Below are 20,387 nucleotides of genomic sequence, written 5' to 3'. Positions count from 1 at the left end.
TGCTTAAATGCCAGCATATGACAAGAGCAACTAGGTCTCCGAGTTTCCGGAGATCTCGTCGTTTACCTTAAACCGTTTTAAGCTGTACCTACTGGGATGTTTTTGAAAAACTTTGAGAAAGCAATTTTCCAGAGTGGTTTACTTTACCAACAAAGCAATCGCCGCGCCCAAATCCCCTGGTGAACGTACAGTCTTAACGCCGGCTTTTTCCATCGCAGTAAACTTGCCTTCCGCTGTCCCTGATCCCCCCGAAGCGATGGCACCGGCATGGCCCATGCGTTTGCCTTTCGGTGCGGATGCACCAGCGATAAACCCAACTACTGGCTTGCTCACATGTTGTTGGATGTACTCAGCGCCGGCTTCTTCGGCATCCCCGCCGATCTCCCCCACCATGATGATACCCCTGGTCTGTGGATCGTTGTTGAACAGCTTTAGCGCATCAATGAAGTTCAGACCGTTGATTGGATCGCCACCGATACCAATGCAGGTTGACTGACCTAGGCCGACGTCAGTAGTTTGTTTCACAGCTTCGTAAGTCAACGTACCAGAGCGCGACACAATACCTATATGACCTGGCTTGTGGATATGGCCCGGCATGATCCCGATCTTACATTCGCCTGGGGTAATAACACCTGGGCAGTTTGGTCCGATCAATGTGGTTTCAGGATACGCTTTAAGTACATTTTTAACTCGCAGCATGTCCAGTACCGGAATACCTTCTGTAATAGCCACGATGACTTTGATGCCTGCCGAAGCTGCTTCCAAAATCGCATCGGCTGCAAACGGTGGTGGTACGTAGATAACCGAGGCGTCAGCACCTGTGTTCTCGACGGCTTCACGCACAGTGTTGAATACCGGCAGACCGATATGGGTATTGCCTCCCTTGCCAGGGGTGACACCACCGACGACTTGAGTGCCGTATTCCACCATCTGAGTGGCATGGAAGGTCCCTTGTTGACCGGTAAAGCCCTGCACGATCACCTTCGTATTTTTATTAACTAGTACAGACATGTTGAATTCCTAAAGGTTCTCGGTGGGTTCAGATGGTAACAGCGGCGACGGCCTTCCTCGCGCCGTCGTTGATGTCGTCGGCTGGGATAATGGCTAGGCCGGATGTGGCCAGCAGTTGTTTGCCAGCGTCCACATTAGTGCCTTCTAAGCGTACGATAACAGGCACCTTGACACCCACTTCTTTGATTGCAGCGATGATGCCTTCGGCAATCATGTCGCAGCGGACAATGCCACCGAATATATTCACAAAGATGGCTTTGACCTTGTTTGAGGAAAGGATCAGTTTGAATGCGGTGGTCACACGCTCTTTGGTAGCGCCGCCGCCTACATCAAGGAAATTTGCCGGTTCGCCGCCATTGAGCTTGATCACATCCATGGTGGCCATGGCCAGTCCGGCACCGTTGACCATGCAGCCGATGTTGCCATCCATAGTGACGTAGTTCAGATCGCTCTCCGAAGCCAGAACCTCGGTTTCGTCCTCCTGGGTTTTGTCGCGCATCGCGGCCAATTCTTTATGGCGGAACGTCGCGTTGTCGTCGGAGTTGATTTTGCCATCCAGTGCGTACAAGTTGCCATTGCCCAGGATTGCTAATGGATTCAATTCGATCAAAGACAAATCTCTGTCGTTGAACAATTGATATAGGCCAACCATGATTTTGGATAGCTGATTGACTTGTTTGGCCTCCAGGCCAAGGTTGAAGCCAATTTCGCGCCCTTGGTATGGCTGCAGGCCTTCCACGAAGTCGACATTGAGCGTTTGAATTTTTTCAGGAGTTTCAGCGGCGACCTGCTCAATATCCACACCGCCCTCGGATGATGCGATGTAGGTGATCGAACGTGTACCACGATCTACTAACACCGACAGATAGAGTTCTTTAGCGATTTCACCAGCTTCGGTCACCAAGACCAGATTCACCGGAAGAGCAACACCTGCTGACTGGTAAGTCGCCATCTTGGTACCGAGCATTGCTGCGGCGGCCTGTTTCACCTCGTCGGTTGTCTTGCAAAATTTCACGCCGCCGGACTTAGCACGGCCGCCCGTATGAATCTGAGCCTTGACCATCCATGGGCCGTCGCCTAAAGATTTGGCGGCCTTAACCGCTTCATCGACCGAAGACGCGATGCGTCCGGCCGGAACAGGGATGCCGTATTCGGCAAACAGTTGTTTCGCCTGGTATTCGTGGAAATTCATGCGTCACCGTGGAAAATGGAAGCGATCGCTATGCAAGGTAGGATATCTACCGATGGCAGACACCGTAGTGGGCGCAAGCGGGCTGCCCATTGTCGCCCACTATAGTAGGCAGCGCAAAATTAATTATGTGGTTATTGCATTGGTCCCGATGGTATTCCTCGCAATGTTGGCACGTTAGTCGGTATTAATTCGGCACATTGCTGACGGTCCTGCCTATACTCGGTGATCCCTTTTCTCCCTATAGAGCTACCCCACGTGTTGTTCAGCGCTTCGCTGATTCATCGGATTGAATTTGCTCCGCAACGTGAACTGTATTTCTTCGCGTTGTATCGGGTGTTGGAGGCCGGATTGATCGCCGCCTTGGTATTCAGTCCGGTATCGACGTTGGTAAGTCCGGAGAGTGATCCACATTTGGGAGTGGCTGTCGCAATCGGCTACTTGCTGTTGGCTACTATCTTGTTGGTCTGGGGTCGCAGTGAGCGCTGGTTGACCCCGATAGTCTTCGGAAGTGCTGTTGCCGATATCTTGGCCGCTACCCTGACTATCCACGCCATGCCTAAAGCGAGTGCTGGCATTGCGATGATGTTGTTGTTCAATGTCGCTGCTGCCGCCATCTTATTGCGGTTGCGCCTGAGCATGATCCTGGCTGTGATTGCTGGGGTTGCGACGCTTGTGGAATACATCTGGACTGCACTGAGCGAAGGTGGATCCTCACGTCCACTGGCCGAACTGGCCATGTTTGTCACTAGCTATACTGCAGTTGCGTACATCTGTCATCAAGCCGCGCAGCGGGCCAGATCCAGTCAGACTCTGGCTGAAAAGCGTCGTGCTCAGATAGTCAACTTGTCAGAGATCAACGAGCTGATTATTCGACGTATGCGTAACGGGGTGTTGGTGGTGGATACCACCAATCGAATCAGCCTGAGTAACGAAACCGCTGCTGCGTTGCTGGGATACGACAGACAATTGGCCGAGAGTGGTTACGAACTAACTACGGTTGCCCCGGAATTGGCAAGGCGGCTCCAGTCTTGGCGCATCGGCCGACACTACGAAGATACCCCGTTGCGATTAGCGCCGGATCAACCCGAAGTACAGCCTCGCTTTGTGAGCCTGCTTGCCGACAACGGATTGACATTAATCTTCCTTGATGATGCCAGCGTAGTTTCACGCCGTGCTGAGTCATTGACCTTGTTGGCGCTTGGACGATTTTCAGCCAGTTTGGCGCATGAGATTCGCAATCCTCTGGCCGCAATCAAACATGCATCGCAGCTCCTGGAAGAATCTTCCAATCTTGACGAAGCCGATCAGCGTCTGTTGCAGATCATCCTACGGCAGTGCCAGCGTACCAATGGGATCGTCGAGAGCGTGCTTGGCCTGGCACGACGCGAACGCGCTAACCCAGAAAATTTGGATTTAGTCGGGTTCGTGACCCGCTTTGTCGATGAATACCGCCAGACATTGTCAGCCGAATATGACAACCTGGAGATACAAACCCTGCGTACTACCATGCAGGCACTTGTGGATCCACGCCACCTGTACCAGATCCTCGCCGTCCTTACCCACAACGCGTTACGTTATGGACGCCTGCCAGATATCCCGGCACAGGTACGTATTCAGTTGGTAGATGCCGGACGCAGTGTCATGATTGATGTTGTCGATCAAGGTCCCGGCATTCCTGATACAGTTGTTTCACAGCTTTTTCAGCCTTTTTTCACTACTTCCGAACACGGCACGGGTCTTGGTCTATACATTGCTCGTGAACTGTGCAACGCGAATCAATCTAATCTTGAGTACGTGGCCATTCCGAGCGGTGGTGCCTGCTTTCGGATCACCTTGCCGGGTCCTTATGCACTGATGCCAGAGTGAGTTTCCAGTATCCCTGTGGATTTTGCGGAGGACGTGCTTACTGTGGTGTGTTAGCACCACCATTTCATATTGCAACCTTAATGTGCGATCAACATCTCCCATGTGCGCTATGCGGCGAAAAACGACGGGAATTGTCGATCTTTAGTACGCTGCGTTATCTTGGCCTTCATGAACGAATCCCGCAGTGCTCTCATCGTCGATGACGAGCGTGACATCCGTGAACTTTTAATCCTTACGCTAGGTCGTATGGGGCTTCGCATCAGCACGGCTGCTAATCTGGCAGAAGCGCACGCATTACTTGAATCTGATTCGTTCAACCTTTGCATCACTGATATGCGTTTACCTGACGGTAGTGGCATCGACTTGGTGAACAAGATCGTGCGCCACTACCCGCGTACCCCGGTGGCGATGATTACTGCTTTCGGCAATATGGAACTGGCTGTAGAAGCGCTCAAAGCAGGTGCTTTTGACTTCGTCAGCAAACCAGTCGATTTAAACGTGCTGCGTGGCATCGTCCGCCATGCCTTGGAACTGAACAATCGCGACCGCACTGTCGTGTCAACTCAGCCACAAGGTCCTGACCGACGTCTCCTTGGCGAATCCGCACCCATGGCCCAGCTTCGGGCCACCATCGCTAAAGTGGCGCGTAGCCAAGCCCCGGTTTATATCCTTGGTGAATCCGGAGTTGGCAAAGAACTGGTTGCACGCACCATCCACGAACAGAGCGTGCGTGCGGCTGGACCGTTCGTCCCGGTCAATTGTGGTGCGATCCCTGCGGATCTCATGGAAAGCGAATTTTTCGGCCACAAGAAAGGGAGTTTCACCGGTGCTCATACTGATAAACCCGGTTTATTTCAAAGTGCTGGCGGAGGTACTTTATTCCTGGACGAAATTGCCGAATTACCGTTGCACATGCAGGTCAAACTACTGCGTGCGATTCAGGAGAAATCGATACGCCCCATCGGGGCAGCCGCCGAAGTGCCAGTAGATGTGCGTATTTTGTCGGCGACCCACAAAGATCTCAGTGACCTGATTGCCGATGGCCGCTTCCGCCACGACTTGTACTACCGCATCAATGTGATCGAAATACGTGTCCCGCCGCTGCGGGAGCGCACTGGTGATTTGCCACATCTGGCCGCAGCCATTGTGGCTCGCTTGGCGCACACCAATGGGCGGTCGATCCCGTTGCTCTCACCCTCCGCCTTAGAGGTCTTAGATCATTATCCGTTCCCGGGTAACGTGCGTGAATTGGAGAACATTCTGGAGCGTGCTCTGGCGCTGACCGAAGACGATGATATCGGTGCTGCGGATCTGCACCTGCCCCAAGGCGGTCTCCATGGACAGGGATCGCCGCTTCCAGTAGTGCACACAGCTTCCCCAATTGTGTCTGTAGACCCATCAGTACCGGCGGAGGATGAGAACACACCCGCTGCCCTGCCGTCGTACATGGAGCAGTTAGAACGTGCTGCCATTCAGAAAGCTCTGGAAGAGAATCGCTGGAATAAGACAAAGACAGCCGCTCAACTCGGCATCACCTTCCGTGCGTTGCGTTACAAACTAAAGAAGCTGGGGATGGAGTGACGAGAAGAGACAGGCAACAGCTCACCTCTCTTCCTCATGCATCGCGGATGATTGGTGCATTGGCTCAGCCATCAACGGCTGAGCCTGATGCCTAATCTTTGGTGACCCGGTTGATTTCGGCCAATCCCGTCACGCCCTGAGCGACTTTGAGCAGTGCCGACTGGCGCAGGTCGTGGATGCCGATGCGGCGCGCCTCCTCGGCGATTTGCAACGCATTACCGCCGGTTAAAACAATCGAAGCAATCCCGTCCGTAATTGGCATCACTTGATAAATACCTGTGCGGCCTTTGTAGCCTTCGGTGCATTCGTCGCAACCGACGGGTTCGTACAGTTCGAGCCCTGCATCGATCTGCGCCTGCGTGAACCCTTCGGCCAGCAATGCATTCGCCGGCAATTGAACCGGCCGCTTACATTGATTGCACAGCCGCCGTGCCAACCGCTGTGCGATCACCAATGTCACTGACGAGGTGATGTTGTACGGCGCAATCCCCATGTTCATGAGACGCGCGATGGTTTGCGGCGCATCATTGGTATGCAATGTGGAGAGCACCATGTGACCGGTTTGCGCGGCTTTGATGGCGATTTCAGCGGTTTCAAGATCCCGGATTTCGCCGACCATGATGACATCTGGATCCTGACGCAGAAACGAACGTAACGCTGCAGCGAACGTCATGCCGCGCTTGTTGTTTTGTTGTACCTGATTGACCCCAGGCAGCCGGATTTCTACAGGATCCTCGGCTGTGGAGATATTGCGTGTTTCGTCGTTGAGGATGCCTAGTGCGGTGTAAAGCGATACCGTCTTACCCGAACCGGTCGGACCAGTGACCAAGACCATTCCGTAGGGTCTGTGGATCGCTTCCAGAAAGAGGGCCTGTTGGTCAGGCTCGTAACCGAGCTTGTCGATACCCAGCTTTGCCGCACTGCCATCCAGGATACGCAGTACGACTTTCTCGCCGAACAGCGTTGGCAGTGTACTGACGCGGAAATCGACCTGCTTGGTTTTCGATAGATTGAGCTTGATACGCCCGTCTTGCGGGACCCGCTTTTCCGCGATATCCAGTTGCGACATGACTTTCAAACGTGCGGCGATACGCTGGTTCAACTTGTTTGGTGCCTTTGCCACACTCTTCAGCAGACCATCGATCCGGAATCGGACCCGGTAATCCTCTTCGTATGGTTCAAAATGGATGTCCGATGCGCCGCGCCGGATGGCATCGATCAGCACCTTGTTGACGAATTTGACGACCGGCGTGTCATCGCTCTTAGCATCGACGCCGGCATCGCCGCTCATCCCATCGTCATCTCCGCCGGCGATGTCCAAGCCTTCGATGCCGGTGTCATCCTCCGCCAATCCAGCGCTGAGCGCACCGCTCCTGGACTGCCATTGTTCGAGCGTACGCCGTATCTGGTCTTCGTCAACCAGAATCGGCTCTACGACCAAATTGGTGTGGAACTTGATGTCGTCCAGAGCCTGGGTCTGGGTTGGGTTGCTGATTCCGACGAACAGTCGATTGCCGCGTTTAAATAACGGTAACACCTGATGCTTCAGCAGCAGATCTTCGTTGATCAAACTCATTGCACTGTGATTAGGGTCGAACGCAGAGACATCCAGCAGCGGCATCCCGAACTCAAGTGCATTGGCGGCGGCCAACTTTGCTGCACTGACCAGTTTTTTATCGATCAACCACTGTGGTAAAGGTACCTTGGCGGCCGTTGCTTGATCTTGAGCGATGCGTGCGGTGGCTTCTTCAATGCTGCCATCCTGGACCAGGCGACGGGCGATACCGGTAATGCCGACAAGATTGGCGGAGTGGGCTGCGTTCATAAAAAATTCTCTGGTTACACGGCTTTAAAGTATGGTGTCACCCGGCTTTCCCAATGAGCAATCATTGGAACGGATACGTTGATCGAAGGTGCTTCCGTCGCATCTCCAGTAGCGCTCATGTCAGATTATCGATAAAACGGTTTACCGGGGGTGTGCAGATGATCGCACCGGCACCGGTGTTGTCAAAGCGTGCTTGAACGTACGAGCCGTAATGGGTGGTGTGGGGACCTGGATGCGTCGCGTCGATCGGGGTGGCATGCTGCTGTTTCTGGATGAGAGTCTCGGTGGTGGTTTCTCCAGCTTGGAGGCTGGCCAGGGCGACATCCATATGAATCTTGGCAATATACGTTTGATAAGGGCTGCACCCGATAACCGTCAGGAGAGCCATGTTCGCCATGACAATCAGCGGTGCGATCAAGTTGAATCCAGCGGATTTTTTGATGCTTTCCCCGGTGAAAGAGAGACCGTGCAGGTTATACATCGACGGCATCTACAAAGATGTCGAAAGTCGTTTCTGCTGCTTAGGATAATTCATAAAATATTGATTTATAATAATTTTATTTAGTCTCTTAATGTGGCCTTGCTGTCAGCAACTGACAGCCCGGATGAGCAAAAATTCAGATTGAAAGAGTGGATGGATTGCCATGTCTTCACAGGCACGCGTTTTCGGGGGAGCGTCCAACACGGTGACCCGCTGAGGAATTGTTTGGGCGGATACGTTTGTCTTGCAAAGACAAGCACGCTATATCGGTAACGTCTTACCGTATTCACCAAGAAGCCCGCCATCAAGGCGGGCTTCTCATCGACATCGATCACGTTAGGAGAACGTGGACATTAACCATGGATCATGTTGCTGCCGGCATTACTTAGAACCAGCAGCAGCGGCAGTAACAGTGCAGGTTGTTGGGCTCAACGTTGCGGCAACGTTTGTGGTGCAGCTCCACAAGCCACCATTATTAGTGCCACCTTGGCCTGAGGCGTTATCGGCGCTACGATTCCATCTAATAGTTTGACCGTTGACCTGAGCATTGCCAATAATCGTACATGCTATTTCGCCAATGCCAGTGCTTGGCGTGATATTGACACCAATGGTACTGCAACGAGTACTAGAGGTACGCAGACCGATAGTTTCCGGAGTAGTGATGGCTGATGTTCCCCTTGCGTCAGTAAAAAGAATCTCTGCTTGGACCTTGCCTGGTGTGATGTCGGCCAGTGCCGTCGCGACTTGAGATCTGGCGACATAATTCTGGTACATGGGCAGAGCGATAGCGGCCAGGATGGCAATGATCGCAATCACGATCATCAGCTCGATCAAAGTAAAACCTTCCTGCTTTTTCATGATGAATCCTTAAGCGTTGGTGAGAAATCCAGCGTTGCTGGACGTGTTGTCCAGTACTGGCAAGATGACTTAAGCAGGAGGCGTGCCAATTATGTGATTAATATCAAAAAAAGAGATTGATGCTGGTCGCACATTATTTTTGGGGGGAGTGAGTGTTTTCAAAGTGCCGTATTGGGTCAGTATTTGCCGTTATGCGACATCTATCACGAGCCCTGGGGCGTCCAGATCCTGGGTAAAGAGTCCTCACAGCCTGGGGGTCTCAATGCTTTGTCAACGTTGGTGAGGCAGAACCATTGCCCATTCAAATTATTGTCATTGTCATCAAAGAGGCCGCCCTCAATAGAGAAGTCCGGAACTTCGGGGAGACGCATCCATTCGATGATTTTATTGTTGACCTGAGCATTGCCATGAATCGTACAAGTGATTCTGGAACTGGAATGACGAGGGTTTAACGAATCCCAGGTTCTGAACCAGGTGTTCGTTGAATCGACAATGACATCAATGTGATGGCAATGAGTCGTGGTGGCACGCAGATCAAGATCATTGGGAAGCATGGTGCGCGGCATTCCATTGGCAATACGTGCCTCGGTTTGTGTCTTGCCTGGTGTGATGTCGGCCAGTGCCGCCGTGACTTGAGATTTGGCGACGTAATGTTGGTACATGGGCAGAGCGATGGTGGCCAGGATGGCAATGATCGCCATCACGATCATCAGTTCGATCAAAGTAAAACCTTCCTGCTGTTTCATGATGAATCCTTCCTTTGTTAGCGTTAATGAACATTTTGTCCAGTATTGAAAAGATGGGTTAAGCAGGAGGCATGCCAAATATCAGATAAAAGTCAATAATTAATTTGATGTGTGACTCCTATTGTTTCTTGGGAGAGAGTGTTTGCAAAATGCTGTATTAGGTGAGTATCTACTGTTATTTTTCCACATGTCACGGAATAAATGAGAATTGTTCCAAATAATGCCGCTGCTGGGATGGCAACGGATCTCGAGGACGGCCCCATCAAACGGCGGCTTGGCAGAGCATATCGCCTCTCAAGGGGTTATGTTAGCATTGATAACAATCGCTTGCCTTCGTTTGATTGAGTTGCCTGTTTGTGCAGCGTGCTGCACGTGCAGGGAAACGATGGAACGCACTTGGTCATGGGCACTGGCGTACAGGGTCACTTCAGGGGAAGTCTCAATGCCTATCTGTATGGTGAGGGTGCAGCGTTGATCCACCGCCGTGTTTGGGGCCTTGGTAACCTATTGTTGTTGTCAACGATGCGGTCAATGAAAGGTTTGGGTCAGGCTCGCAATGTTGCCAATCGTGGCAACTGCGGTGTGTTCGTTTTCGAGTGCTGATCGCATGTAGTGCCAGTAACATGTTCGCTTCCGGGGGCGTATTGAACCCAAGCTGCGGTTCGATCCCGAAAAGGGGTTGCTTGTCTTTGCTTCTCTGAAGGTTGCGCGGCGATCACGCGTGCTGTTGTTGTGTTCCAACGAAGCGGCATATGGGGCATCGCTGCGTCTAGGATGTGTACTTTGAGGTCACTGCAATGCTTTGGGATCACAGGGGACATTTATCAGTGCCTGGAGGGCATGTTCTTGCAGGTTAGAGCGCTGTTTTCTAGAGGAATTCTGGAGGAGTGATAGCCTGAGACGGTTGTATTGAAAGAGCTTTGGCAACGCTGGCTGCATCGGTGGAGCAAAATGTGAATGCAATGGGTGGGATGGGGTCAGGGTGGTGTCATTTCCGATTTTTAGCGGTCGCTCCAATCGTGGCATGAGGTGATTAACGTCGACTGCTACGTGGGCAGGCGATGAGGCTGAGTGCAGATGGCGGTATCTCCAGAGGTAGCAGGGTGTGGTGTCTTACTCTTGTTCGATGGATGTAAAACAGGTGCTGGCCAATTTCGACTGTCGGTAACGGTGGGCTTGTCGCGCTTGATGACGTTGTGTTGCTTTCAGATGTCCAGCATTCAGAGGTATTCCGTGGCGTTTTCTCGGCGGATTATCTTTGACTGCCGGGGGCCCGATGTCCGCATCAGTGGATGATTTGTCCCAGGAGATGTGTGGTACAGGCCGAGGATAGTGACCCGATTGCCAGGCTTTCGCGATTGCGGTCTTCTAGTACGTTGAACCGCTGGAAGCAGCATGCGTTGCCGAGCTGGAGGTGCATGAAGTCGATCCGCAATGTTAGACGCAGCGTCTCAGGCGCTGCCCACTGTTCTGGATTTCTTCTAAATCATCCGTATTTTAGGTTCGATCTGCGTGTCAAACTTCACCTTTAGGTAGAGCAGATACATTTGACGCGGTGATGTCTGGCTTCTCTCCTTCACGTTATAAAGGTGCAGTCAACATGGCTCCAATTTTCAATTTGGTGAGCCGTGGTCAAGAGTATTCATCCATTGGCACTCTGGTCATTTTGCTTGCTGATTTTTTCCTGATGGCGATACCAGTTTTTAATTGATCTCGACGCTGTAACGGGTGCGATTGATTGTTGTCAATGGCACATTTGATTGTTTTCCGAGGTTGAGTAGGCATCGCCATTTTTTGCCATCGTCTCTTTCATCAGGCAGGCGGGCGTTGAGTCGGATCTGGGCGACATCTTTCAAGTTACCGATTCCACTTCTTCGGTCGAGTAGCTATGTTGCTTGGGTGGGGTGCGCGGGGTGTAGAACGTGGCTGAACTGAGAGTTTGCTGACGCTATCGTTGTTGTCACCTGTGCGTGGTTTTCGACCTGTTGGAGTGTGGTGATGATCTGATTGGGAGTGACATGGGAGGTGTCGATGGACTTTTTATCCGTTCAAGTGGGGAGAAAATCCCACTTCTCCCGTTCCTAATCATCCTGGAGGGGAGATGGTAAGTGTTTCACCATGCTGAATAGAGGATGAGGGTGCAGAAGGATAAATTTTAGGATGTCGCGTGAACCAAAATGGAGTGTTTCAGCTGATTACTTATTGTTCTTGGAATCTTAATGGAAGGGTGGGGTTCATTTATATTTGTTAAGCGTCCACATGGCGTGGTGTGCTGATGTTTAATAGCACCGATATAGCCCCTCCTCAATGGCTTGTATGCTTTCGGATACGCTCATTGATGGGTGACTGCTTTTTTCGGATCGAATGAGTATTGGTATTGCGAACAAAAAGAGAGTTTATTCTAAATATTTTTGCGATTCTTTTTGGATAAGAGTGTGAAAAAAGTCACAAAAATAATACTTATCTAAATTTAAAGGAATGCTTCGTTAGATCCCATCTATCATGTATTAATATAATTCAGAATAAAAAAGCTTCAGGTGCCTTTAAAAGTAGTATTCCGTTTTAAAGTGTTAGCTTAGTATAACGCTGATACCTTATAGGGTTACTACTGGAAGGCCCGCCATGAAGGCGGGCTTCTCATTGATTTGATCACGTTAGGAGAACGCGGATATTAGCCATTGATCGCCTTACTGCCCACGTTAAGTACCAGTACTAGTAGTAGCAGGAGCAGTACAGCCTGCTGGTCTCAACGCGGCAGCAACGCTAGTGGTGCAAGTCCACACACCCCCAGTAGCATTGCCTCCAGCTGTATCGGGGGTACGAGTCAACGTGATGGTTTGACCGTTGACCTGAGCATTGCCAATAATCGTGCATACGATTGTACTTGTTTTAGCGGGATCGATAGTGACGGTAATGCCGCAACGAGAGGTGGTGTTGCGCAGACCGATATCGTTCGGAAGATTGGTTGCAGCTACTCCATCAGTAATACGGACTTCGGCTTGTGCTCTGCCTGGCGTAATCTCGGCCAGTGCCGCCGTGACTTGAGCCCTGGCGACATAATTCTGGTACATGGGCAGAGCAATGGCCGCCAGGATGGCAATGATCGCAATCACGATCATCAGTTCGATCAAGTTAAAACCTTGTTGCTTTTTCATGTGTATACCTTTAATAAGTTCGGTTACTGATTAAGCGTATGGATGAAGAAAACTCATAGGCAGCCGTTTATTGCGGCGCTGTTATTTAAACTGGAAATACGAACTAGATTCCGATAAAACAATACACTTCATTCCGAAAGGATGATGCCTGAATGAATAAATTTTGGCAGGCATTTTTTTAAGAATTGCGATCCGTTATTCGAGGGGACGTAAATGGTCAATATGTGTCATTTAGCGTCACTTCCTAAAAGCTGGGCATTTTAATTAAGAACGTAAATGGAGCTATTGATCAGGAGTTTCCAGATTTTGCTGCCATGTTTTCAAGAACCAGCTACCATGCGTCATCGGTCCGCTTGGGGACGGTGGATGGGAGAACAGAGTTGATCTTTGCAACACGTACTGCTGTAAATGCCTCGCGTGCTGGGAGTCCCAGCACGCCGTTGACCTCCTTCCTTTGGGAAGGAACTGACAAGCGTGGTATCAAGATCAAGGGAGAACAGACGGCACGTACGGCGAGTCTGTTGCGTGCTGAGCTACGTCGCCAAGGCATCACCCCTCATGTGGTCAGACCCAAGCCCAAGCCGCTGTTTGGTCAAGCAGGCAGGCGGATTACTGCAAAGGACATTGCCTTTTTTAGTCGCCAGATGGCAACGATGATGAAAGCTGGGGTCCCTATTGTCGGAGCGTTGGATATCCTGGTGAACGGCCAGAAGAATCCGCGTATGCGTACGATGGTCAACCAAATTAAAAATGATATTGAAGGTGGTTCCTCACTGTACGAGGCAATCAGCAAGCATCCGGTGCATTTCGATGAGCTGTATCGCAATCTGGTCAGGGCGGGTGAGCGTGCGGGTGTGCTGGAGACGGTGCTCGATACGATTGCCAGTTATAAGGAGAACATCGAGGCTCTGAAGAGTAAAATCCGTAAGGCGTTGTTCTATCCTGCTGCTGTCGTCTCGGTTGCTCTCATTGTCAGTTCGGTCTTGTTGGTATATGTGGTGCCGCAGTTTGAGGATGTGTTCAAAGGATTCGGAGCGGAGTTGCCCGCATTCACTCAGATGATCGTCAATATTTCCAAATTCATGCAGCAGTGGTGGTGGGTCATGCTGGTGTTGCTGATTGTTGTTATCGGTGGTGCCATCTTTACTTACAAGCGCTCGGTGTACATGCAGCACATGCTAGATAGGTTGGTGTTGCGGTTCCCAATAATCGGGAGGATCATGCATAACAGCGCACTTGCTCGTTTCTCGCGAACGACAGCCGTTACTTTCCGTGCAGGTGTGCCACTGGTAGAGGCATTGGGTATTGTTGCTGGTGCAACCGGCAATAAGGTCTACGCGGATGCCGTGCTACGGATGCGTGATGATGTCTCTGTTGGCTATGCGATAAATATGGCAATGAGGCAAGTTGGTTTATTCCCCCATATGGTGGTGCAGATGACTGCCATTGGTGAGGAAGCAGGCGCTCTGGATGCAATGCTATTTAAAGTTGCCGAATACTACGAACAGGAAGTCGGTAACGCGGTGGACGGGCTCAGCAGCTTGTTGGAACCGCTGATCATGGTTTTTATTGGTGTTATCGTCGGCGGCATGGTCATTGCTATGTATTTGCCGATCTTCAAGCTTGCTTCTGTAGTTGGATAAAACGTTATGGCATTTCTCGACCAGCATCCCGGTCTTGGCTATCCCGTCGCGGCCGGTCTGGGATTGTTGTTTGGTAGTTTTCTCAATGTGGTGATCTTACGTTTGCCCCGGCGTTTGGAATGGCAATGGAAGCGGGACGCGCGCGAAATCCTGGAGATTCCAGACATTTATGATCCGCCGCCACCGGGAATTGTGGTCGAGCCTTCCCACGATCCAGTGACTGGTGATCGGCTGAAGTGGTGGGAAAACATCCCAGTGCTTAGTTGGCTGTTGCTACGTGGACGCTCTCGTTACAGTGGCAATCCGCTCTCATTGCAGTATCCGTTGGTCGAATTGCTGACTTGCGTGCTGGTGCTGGCCAGCGTTTGGCGTTTTGGATTCGGTTGGCAAGGTTTTGGGGCAATTGTGTTCAGTTGTTTCCTGGTCGTGTTGGCTGGGATCGATTTGCGTACTCGGCTGTTGCCTGACCAATTAACGTTGACGCTCATGTGGCTGGGTTTGATCGGATCGATGGATCACCTATTTATGCCAGCCAAACCTGCGTTGTTAGGGGCGGCAGTCGGTTATTTATCCCTGTGGACTGTGGCTGCGTTGTTCAAACTGATCTGTAACAAGGAGGGTATGGGCAACGGTGACTTCAAGATGCTAGCCGCGCTTGGCGCATGGTGTGGGTTGAAGGGTATTCTCTCGATCATTTTGATTTCGTCACTGGCTGGGGTGGTGTTGGGTTCAATGTGGCTTGTTGGGCGTGGCCACAATCGCACGACGATGATCCCATTTGGACCATATCTGGCAATCGGTGGGTGGATCGTGTTCTTTTTCGGCGATCAGATCATCAATACCTATCTGGAGTTATTCAGTATCCGGTGAGGTTGGACTTGATGAGTGCCTATGCGGTTGGTCTCACTGGAGGTATTGCTTGCGGCAAAAGCACACTCGCGCAGATGTTCGAAGCGTTGAGCACGACTGTTGTTGATGCAGATACAATTGCGCGCCAAGTGGTTGAGCCTGGTCCACTGCTCGATTGCATCGTTGCCAGGTTTGGCAGTCAGATCCTGCAGGTTGATGGTCGGCTTGATCGTCGTTGTTTGCGCCAGCGTGTGTTCGCCGATGCGGCTGAGCGCAGCGCGTTGGAATCTATTGTCCATCCGGTGGTCCGGGCGCGGTTGAGACAGGCTGCTGTGGCAGCAACAGGTCCATATGTGCTTGTTGTCATTCCACTCTTGGCCGAGGCTGGTGGCCGCATCGGATACCCTTGGTTGCAGCGTATTCTGGTTGTAGATGTCATACCGGAAGTACAACATGCACGGCTGATGCAGCGTGATGGGATTGACTCTGAGTTGGCGTCCTTGATGATTGCGGCTCAGACTGGACGCAGAGCGCGCTTAGCTATAGCTGATGATGTTGTGGTTAACGATGGAGATCCCGCCCATTTAGGCGGGCAGGTATCCAAATTGGATGCGCGCTATCGCGTTCTTGCTTCTGCTTTTCCGAGTGTTGATCAGATAGGTTGTTAGCATTACCGAGAGGCATCAACTCATCATTGGGATGATCAAATATAAATTGTGTGTCACTTGTTAAAAGGTTTTGGTAGTGGATGTGATGTGTGGTTGTTATCCGTCACATAGAGTACTGAACGCATGAACCCCAGATTGGAGATGCACAAATTACCGGTCCGATGTGGAAAATAGAGTGTTATACGAATCTATGAATGTATGGGTAGATTCGATCCACTGATGGATAGCGTTAATAGTTCTTGCTTACTCTAAATGTTTTTAACTGTTGGTCAGTAAAGTGGGTGAGTTTGATATTGGGTTATTTAAAGAAACGTAACATAGCAATGACTCCACACGTGTCTCCTGGCCGCACGCTGACTTTCCAACCGTACAAGTCACATAATCGGCTTACTATCGATAGCCCAATACCACCACCTTGCGAGTGTCCTGCGTGGGTACCGCGATACCCACGTTGGAACAGTTTGGCGGCGTCCTGTTCGCTGAGGCCAGGCCCCGTATCCTGTATTTCAACCGCTTCTTCAAGCACTCGCACCATGACTCGTCCTTCAAGGGTGTACTTGACTGCGTTGCCAATCAGATTTCCCAATGCCACTGACAGTGCGGATTCCGGTACATTCACCGTTAGATCACGTTTACCCTCCAAAATGAGTTCGATTCGTTTGCCGCCGAGCTGGGCGCGATGCGAATCCAGTAACTGTTCAGCAACCTTGGCGACATTGCTGCTTCCATGACCGCGTTCGTTGCGCGAAAGCAACAACAACGCGCCGATCAGGTCGCTGCATTGCTGTTCAGCGCGTTGGATACGTTGGATACGTTGTTGGATCTTCGGATCCAGTTCGGGTTTGGTGAGTAACAGTTCAGTTGCACCCCGGATGACAGCCAGTGGTGTACGCAATTCGTGACTGACGTCTGCGTTGAATTCACGATCTCTTTGTACTACCTCAGTGAGCCGACTCGAATAATCGTCCAATGCGCGGGCAAGCTCACCGACTTCATCATCTGGAAAGTGGGGGGCGAGGGGTTTTGGATTAGTGGTTTGACCACGATAAGTACGTAGCAGCGTCGCTAAGTCTGAAACCGGTTTCATCACTTTCGAGGCCGACCACCATCCGATAAGCAGGGACAGCCCACTGAATACCAACACAGAAATGTATAAGGCACGTTTGAGCTGTCGCTCACCACGTATAGCCTCCGTCATGTCGTAGGCCAAAAAAAACCAAGCATCATCAGCTTTGCGTACCGCGAGTTTATAATACGCAAATAGTTTTCCGGTATTGTCTAGGCCGATCACATTGTGATTGCCATTGGGAAGTGCTGCCCAATCAGGGCGTTCTAACCTGACGCGGTCAAATTTATCACGTGGATAGTAGAAGGCTTTCATCTGCTGTACTGGCAGATCTGGGCTATGCGATGGGTCGATGTAGTAGCGTTTGGCATACTCGTCGATGTTGCGATTCATCAATTCTTCAACGAGCTGGTTTTCTACGCGCGCGCGCGCCCAATTTGTGGCAAATGCAAACAGTGAAGTCAGTGCAAAGCCAAGCAATAAGAAGGACAAAATGATTCGGCTTCTCAACCGGCGCCGGTAGCGCGCGTGCCGCCCTGTCGAACGTGGGTGTGTCTCAGATTCAGGCATCGGGTGTGGCGATGCGGTATCCGATCCCATGACGAGTTTGTATCAATGGTACGTCGAAAGGCTTGTCAACGACTGCGCGTAACCCGTGGATATGCACGCGCAGCGAGTCCGAGTCCGGTAGTTCCTCACCCCACACACGAGTCTCTAGCTCCTGGCGGGTCACCACGGCTGGAGTGGCTTCCATCAGTGCTTGCAGTATCTTCAACGCGGTTGGGTTGAGCTGCAGCAGCTTACCGCGGCGGCGCACCTCCAGTGTGTCGAGGTTGTACTCCAGATCGCCTGTCTCCAGTACCCGGGTCTGCAGGCCTTTGCCACGGCGCGATAGTGCGTTCAAGCGAACTTCAACTTCTTGCAAAGCGAATGGTTTGATCAAGTAGTCGTCAGCACCCGAGTCGAAGCCCGCCAGCTTGTTATCCAGTGAGTCGCGTGCTGTCAACATTAGCACTGGGGTCTGTTTGCGTGCTTCGTTGCGCAACTTGCGGCAGATTTCAATACCATCCATGCCAGGCAGATTCAGGTCGAGCACGATGGCGTCGAATTCGTGGACTACGGCCAAATGCAAGCCGGTCACACCATCGGCGGCGAAATCCACGGCGTGGCCGCGGTCTTCAAGGTAATCGCCCAGATTGGCGGCGATATCGCTGTTGTCTTCGATGACCAAAATGCGCACTTGAGCCTCAATTGTTCGGAGGAAGATGGGTGTAACGCTGTACCCTGATCGTGGGAGTATTGCTCCCATCTTGCTGGATAAGCAAAGTGGATGTTGCGTAATGGGCCATTGGAAGCGGTGGCAGGCGATAAGTTATTGCATGGCTATGCTTGTAGACCAGAATGGTGTGGATCAGTTCCTACGTTGCTAAGGTTGAGATTGGCCATATAACCGACATTGTCTTCGAATAGGTTTAAAGCTGATGAATCAGTTACATCCGGGCCAGTGTGTGCCGAAGGATGGCGGTAAAGGCATTGGCTGAATACATGGAGTCTTATGTAAGGGTTGTCGAACCTGCCTCTCACTCGTTGCCTTCCACAGAGAGGCAGCCAGTTGGAGATGGGTGCCCAAGTCAGTGGTGCGCGATTGGTAAAGATGGTAAATCCCTCTGTGATCTTCTACTTCGGAGTGGAGAATAATGCTCAATCATACTGATGGGACTGTAGTGCGCTTTATGCCTTTCCATCAAGGGGTGTCTGACACAAAAAAACCTAAGCAAAACTGCTTGAACCCAAGAAATAAACTTTGATGTCATCATCAATTGCGCAAGTACTGTGATCCATAAACCGTAGGCGGACCCTAAATAATCCATGAGATTTGACAAGAATCACTGCTCAGATATTAGCCAGCATATCCTCAACATGGCGTACGATCTGTGTGGCAACGTTGGCACCGGAAGTCGCTTCGATGCCTTCTAACCCGGGTGTGGGATTGACCTCAAGCACCAGCGGTCCACGTCGTGAACGGATGAGATCTACCCCAGCCACGGTTAGTCCAAGCGCGCGTGCTGAACGTACTGCCACCTCTTGTTCTTCATCATTGGCAGTGGCAGCAGTTGCAATCCCGCCTAGATGCAGGTTAGAACGAAAGTCACCCTCCGCCGCTTGCCGGCGCATCGCTGCTACGACTTGGTTGCCGACTACGAAACAGCGTAGGTCTGTACTGTCAGCCTCGCCGATAAACTCTTGCACCAGAAAATTGGCATATAGCCCACGTAGTGCCTCTACCAAACCGCGTGAGGTATTGGTCTTTTCGGATAGGATCACCCCTGTACCCTGTGTACCCTCGTTAAGCTTTACCACATGGGGGGGCGGACCGAGCATTGAGAGTAGGTCTTGGGTGTCGTCTGGATTGTCGCCGAACACAGTAATCGGCATGTCGATGCCCTGGGCGGCTAACAGCTGATGTGCGCGTAGCTTGTCTCGTGAGCGCAGAATTGCGTCCGAGGGATTGGGAGTGTAGGTGCCCATCAGTTCGAATTGACGTAGTACCGCAGTAGCGTAGCGTGTGGCCGATACACCAATACGTGGAATTACTGCGTGATAGCCGTCTATTGGCTTTCCCTTGTAGTGCATGCGGAAGTCTCCAACGACGATCCGCATGTAGCATCGCAACGGATCAAGAATACGAACAGTATGACCACGCATACGTGCCGCTTCGACTAAACGTCGAGTGGAATAAAGCTTGCTGTTTCGGGAGAGAATGGCCAGCTTCATCGTGTTGCACCGAATGCATCTTGCATGGCGTGAATGCAAAACACCCTACCGAGCCTGGATGCGTGGAAAAGTACAACGGGTGATGGGTACAGGAGATTGTTTCCATCTTTTTGATTTTTAATAATATTTTTAGATAAATCGACGGATTTTTTTGGAATTATATAATGCCGCGCTCCACAGGCAAGTAAGCGATATATAGAGTATGTTTTGATATCAATCCATTGCAATTGAGGTTCAGGAATAAAGACCCTGTGCCAGTGTTGTGTCTTGCCAAGGGCATTGAAAGCATGAACGTATCTATGGGGAGGCGTGTATATCACATTATTAAGTAACATCTGTTGTTTGAGGTGATTAACTATGGTGATGGTTTGAGATCTGCCCCAGTGTTCTTAACTGCTTCTGAAGCGGCACAGAACTACCCGAAAATCTTCGCTGTGAAGACTATCTGTTAAGGGGTATGCATGTCAGTGCTTGAAATCGCCTTGCTGAAGGTGACGATTTGTATGAGTGACAGGTTGCACATCCCTAAATGCAAGTAGGATAGGATCGTGCTAGCTGCTTGCTGTCATTTCAGTTTGACATCATTTTTTTATGGATCTAAGAGTCGGCCGCTAATTGGGGTCTGTGAACACGAATGGTTCTGAGACGCTTTCCCTGCTGCGGTGAGCGAT

The 20,387-nt window shown here is 51.2% G+C and carries 16 protein-coding genes; 6 read left to right on the top strand and 10 right to left on the bottom strand.

Annotation, left to right across the window (positions count from 1 at the left end):
* Nucleotides 1–138: 138 nt before the first annotated feature.
* Entirely contained in the window at nt 139–1,011 is an 873-nt protein-coding gene (sucD, locus tag PLS229_RS11810; protein ID WP_038269635.1) for a succinate--CoA ligase subunit alpha, read from the bottom strand.
* Between the two features lie 28 nt (nt 1,012–1,039).
* Complete coding sequence (sucC, locus tag PLS229_RS11805) at nt 1,040–2,203, bottom strand: ADP-forming succinate--CoA ligase subunit beta (RefSeq protein WP_038269637.1); 1,164 nt, start codon at nt 2,201–2,203, stop codon at nt 1,040–1,042.
* Between the two features lie 255 nt (nt 2,204–2,458).
* Here sucC and PLS229_RS11800 point away from each other — a divergent pair, with 255 nt between their 5' ends.
* Complete coding sequence (locus PLS229_RS11800; protein ID WP_038269639.1) at nt 2,459–4,069, top strand: sensor histidine kinase; 1,611 nt, start codon at nt 2,459–2,461, stop codon at nt 4,067–4,069.
* Nucleotides 4,070–4,237: 168 nt separating this feature from the next.
* Entirely contained in the window at nt 4,238–5,650 is a 1,413-nt protein-coding gene (locus tag PLS229_RS11795) for a sigma-54-dependent transcriptional regulator (RefSeq protein WP_038269641.1), read from the top strand.
* 91 nt (nt 5,651–5,741) lie between these two features.
* Here PLS229_RS11795 and pilB read toward each other — a convergent pair whose 3' ends face one another.
* The 4 genes from pilB to PLS229_RS11775 form a co-directional block, all read right to left on the bottom strand.
* A complete protein-coding gene (gene pilB / locus PLS229_RS11790) occupies nt 5,742–7,475 on the bottom strand; it encodes a type IV-A pilus assembly ATPase PilB (RefSeq protein ID WP_038269643.1) in 1,734 nt (577 codons plus the stop codon).
* A gap of 115 nt (nt 7,476–7,590) precedes the next feature.
* On the bottom strand, nt 7,591–7,893 hold the full coding sequence (locus PLS229_RS11785; RefSeq protein ID WP_162814113.1) for a hypothetical protein: 303 nt from the start codon (nt 7,891–7,893) through the stop codon (nt 7,591–7,593).
* 444 nt (nt 7,894–8,337) lie between these two features.
* Nucleotides 8,338–8,814, bottom strand: a complete 477-nt coding sequence (locus PLS229_RS11780) for a pilin (RefSeq protein ID WP_038269647.1) — start codon at nt 8,812–8,814, stop codon at nt 8,338–8,340.
* Nucleotides 8,815–9,017: 203 nt separating this feature from the next.
* On the bottom strand, nt 9,018–9,560 hold the full coding sequence (locus PLS229_RS11775; protein ID WP_038269649.1) for a pilin: 543 nt from the start codon (nt 9,558–9,560) through the stop codon (nt 9,018–9,020).
* Nucleotides 9,561–9,956: 396 nt separating this feature from the next.
* Between PLS229_RS11775 and PLS229_RS11770 the strand changes: the two genes are divergently transcribed.
* The gene (locus PLS229_RS11770; RefSeq protein ID WP_152536555.1) at nt 9,957–10,163 is read left to right on the top strand and encodes a hypothetical protein; all 207 of its coding nucleotides are present in this window, start codon (nt 9,957–9,959) and stop codon (nt 10,161–10,163) included.
* Between the two features lie 2,096 nt (nt 10,164–12,259).
* Here the strand turns inward: PLS229_RS11770 and PLS229_RS11765 are convergent.
* Nucleotides 12,260–12,715 (bottom strand): pilin, encoded by a 456-nt coding sequence (locus PLS229_RS11765; protein WP_038269653.1) that lies wholly within the window; start codon nt 12,713–12,715, stop codon nt 12,260–12,262.
* 440 nt (nt 12,716–13,155) lie between these two features.
* Here PLS229_RS11765 and PLS229_RS11760 point away from each other — a divergent pair, with 440 nt between their 5' ends.
* The 3 genes from PLS229_RS11760 to coaE are packed head-to-tail and all read left to right on the top strand — an operon-like array spanning nt 13,156 to nt 15,875.
* Nucleotides 13,156–14,358, top strand: coding sequence for a type II secretion system F family protein (locus PLS229_RS11760; protein WP_114867231.1), 1,203 nt, complete (start codon nt 13,156–13,158; stop codon nt 14,356–14,358).
* Nucleotides 14,359–14,364: 6 nt separating this feature from the next.
* Nucleotides 14,365–15,228, top strand: coding sequence for a prepilin peptidase (locus PLS229_RS11755; protein WP_038269655.1), 864 nt, complete (start codon nt 14,365–14,367; stop codon nt 15,226–15,228).
* 11 nt (nt 15,229–15,239) lie between these two features.
* Nucleotides 15,240–15,875 (top strand): dephospho-CoA kinase, encoded by a 636-nt coding sequence (coaE, locus tag PLS229_RS11750; protein WP_038269657.1) that lies wholly within the window; start codon nt 15,240–15,242, stop codon nt 15,873–15,875.
* Nucleotides 15,876–16,173: 298 nt separating this feature from the next.
* Here coaE and PLS229_RS11745 read toward each other — a convergent pair whose 3' ends face one another.
* From PLS229_RS11745 to rimK, 3 genes are all read right to left on the bottom strand, one after another.
* Nucleotides 16,174–17,511: a sensor histidine kinase gene (locus tag PLS229_RS11745; protein WP_038269659.1), complete on the bottom strand. Its 1,338-nt coding sequence runs from the start codon at nt 17,509–17,511 to the stop codon at nt 16,174–16,176.
* Nucleotides 17,504–18,181 (bottom strand): response regulator transcription factor, encoded by a 678-nt coding sequence (locus PLS229_RS11740; protein ID WP_038269661.1) that lies wholly within the window; start codon nt 18,179–18,181, stop codon nt 17,504–17,506. Before PLS229_RS11740 ends, PLS229_RS11745 begins: the two co-directional genes overlap by 8 nt.
* 653 nt (nt 18,182–18,834) lie before the next feature.
* Nucleotides 18,835–19,716, bottom strand: coding sequence for a 30S ribosomal protein S6--L-glutamate ligase (gene rimK / locus PLS229_RS11735; RefSeq protein WP_038269662.1), 882 nt, complete (start codon nt 19,714–19,716; stop codon nt 18,835–18,837).
* Nucleotides 19,717–20,387: the final 671 nt, after the last annotated feature.

Origin of the sequence: Xylella taiwanensis, assembly GCF_013177435.1 — a bacterium.
In the GTDB taxonomy this organism is placed as follows: Bacteria; Pseudomonadota; Gammaproteobacteria; order Xanthomonadales; family Xanthomonadaceae; genus Xylella; species Xylella taiwanensis.
This window is presented reverse-complemented; position numbering and strand designations above follow the sequence as displayed.

Bases quoted from the DNA above. Each gene is read 5' to 3' on its own strand.
- PLS229_RS11755 (WP_038269655.1), top strand. From the start codon at position 14,365: ATGGCATTTCTCGACCAGCATCCCGGTCTTGGCTATCCCGTCGCGGCC.
- PLS229_RS11745 (WP_038269659.1), bottom strand. From the start codon at position 17,511: ATGCCTGAATCTGAGACACACCCACGTTCGACAGGGCGGCACGCGCGC.
- pilB (WP_038269643.1), bottom strand. From the start codon at position 7,475: ATGAACGCAGCCCACTCCGCCAATCTTGTCGGCATTACCGGTATCGCC.
- sucC (WP_038269637.1), bottom strand. From the start codon at position 2,203: ATGAATTTCCACGAATACCAGGCGAAACAACTGTTTGCCGAATACGGC.
- coaE (WP_038269657.1), top strand. From the start codon at position 15,240: ATGAGTGCCTATGCGGTTGGTCTCACTGGAGGTATTGCTTGCGGCAAA.
- PLS229_RS11775 (WP_038269649.1), bottom strand. From the start codon at position 9,560: ATGAAACAGCAGGAAGGTTTTACTTTGATCGAACTGATGATCGTGATG.
- PLS229_RS11795 (WP_038269641.1), top strand. From the start codon at position 4,238: ATGAACGAATCCCGCAGTGCTCTCATCGTCGATGACGAGCGTGACATC.
- sucD (WP_038269635.1), bottom strand. From the start codon at position 1,011: ATGTCTGTACTAGTTAATAAAAATACGAAGGTGATCGTGCAGGGCTTT.
- PLS229_RS11780 (WP_038269647.1), bottom strand. From the start codon at position 8,814: ATGAAAAAGCAGGAAGGTTTTACTTTGATCGAGCTGATGATCGTGATT.
- PLS229_RS11765 (WP_038269653.1), bottom strand. From the start codon at position 12,715: ATGAAAAAGCAACAAGGTTTTAACTTGATCGAACTGATGATCGTGATT.
- rimK (WP_038269662.1), bottom strand. From the start codon at position 19,716: ATGAAGCTGGCCATTCTCTCCCGAAACAGCAAGCTTTATTCCACTCGA.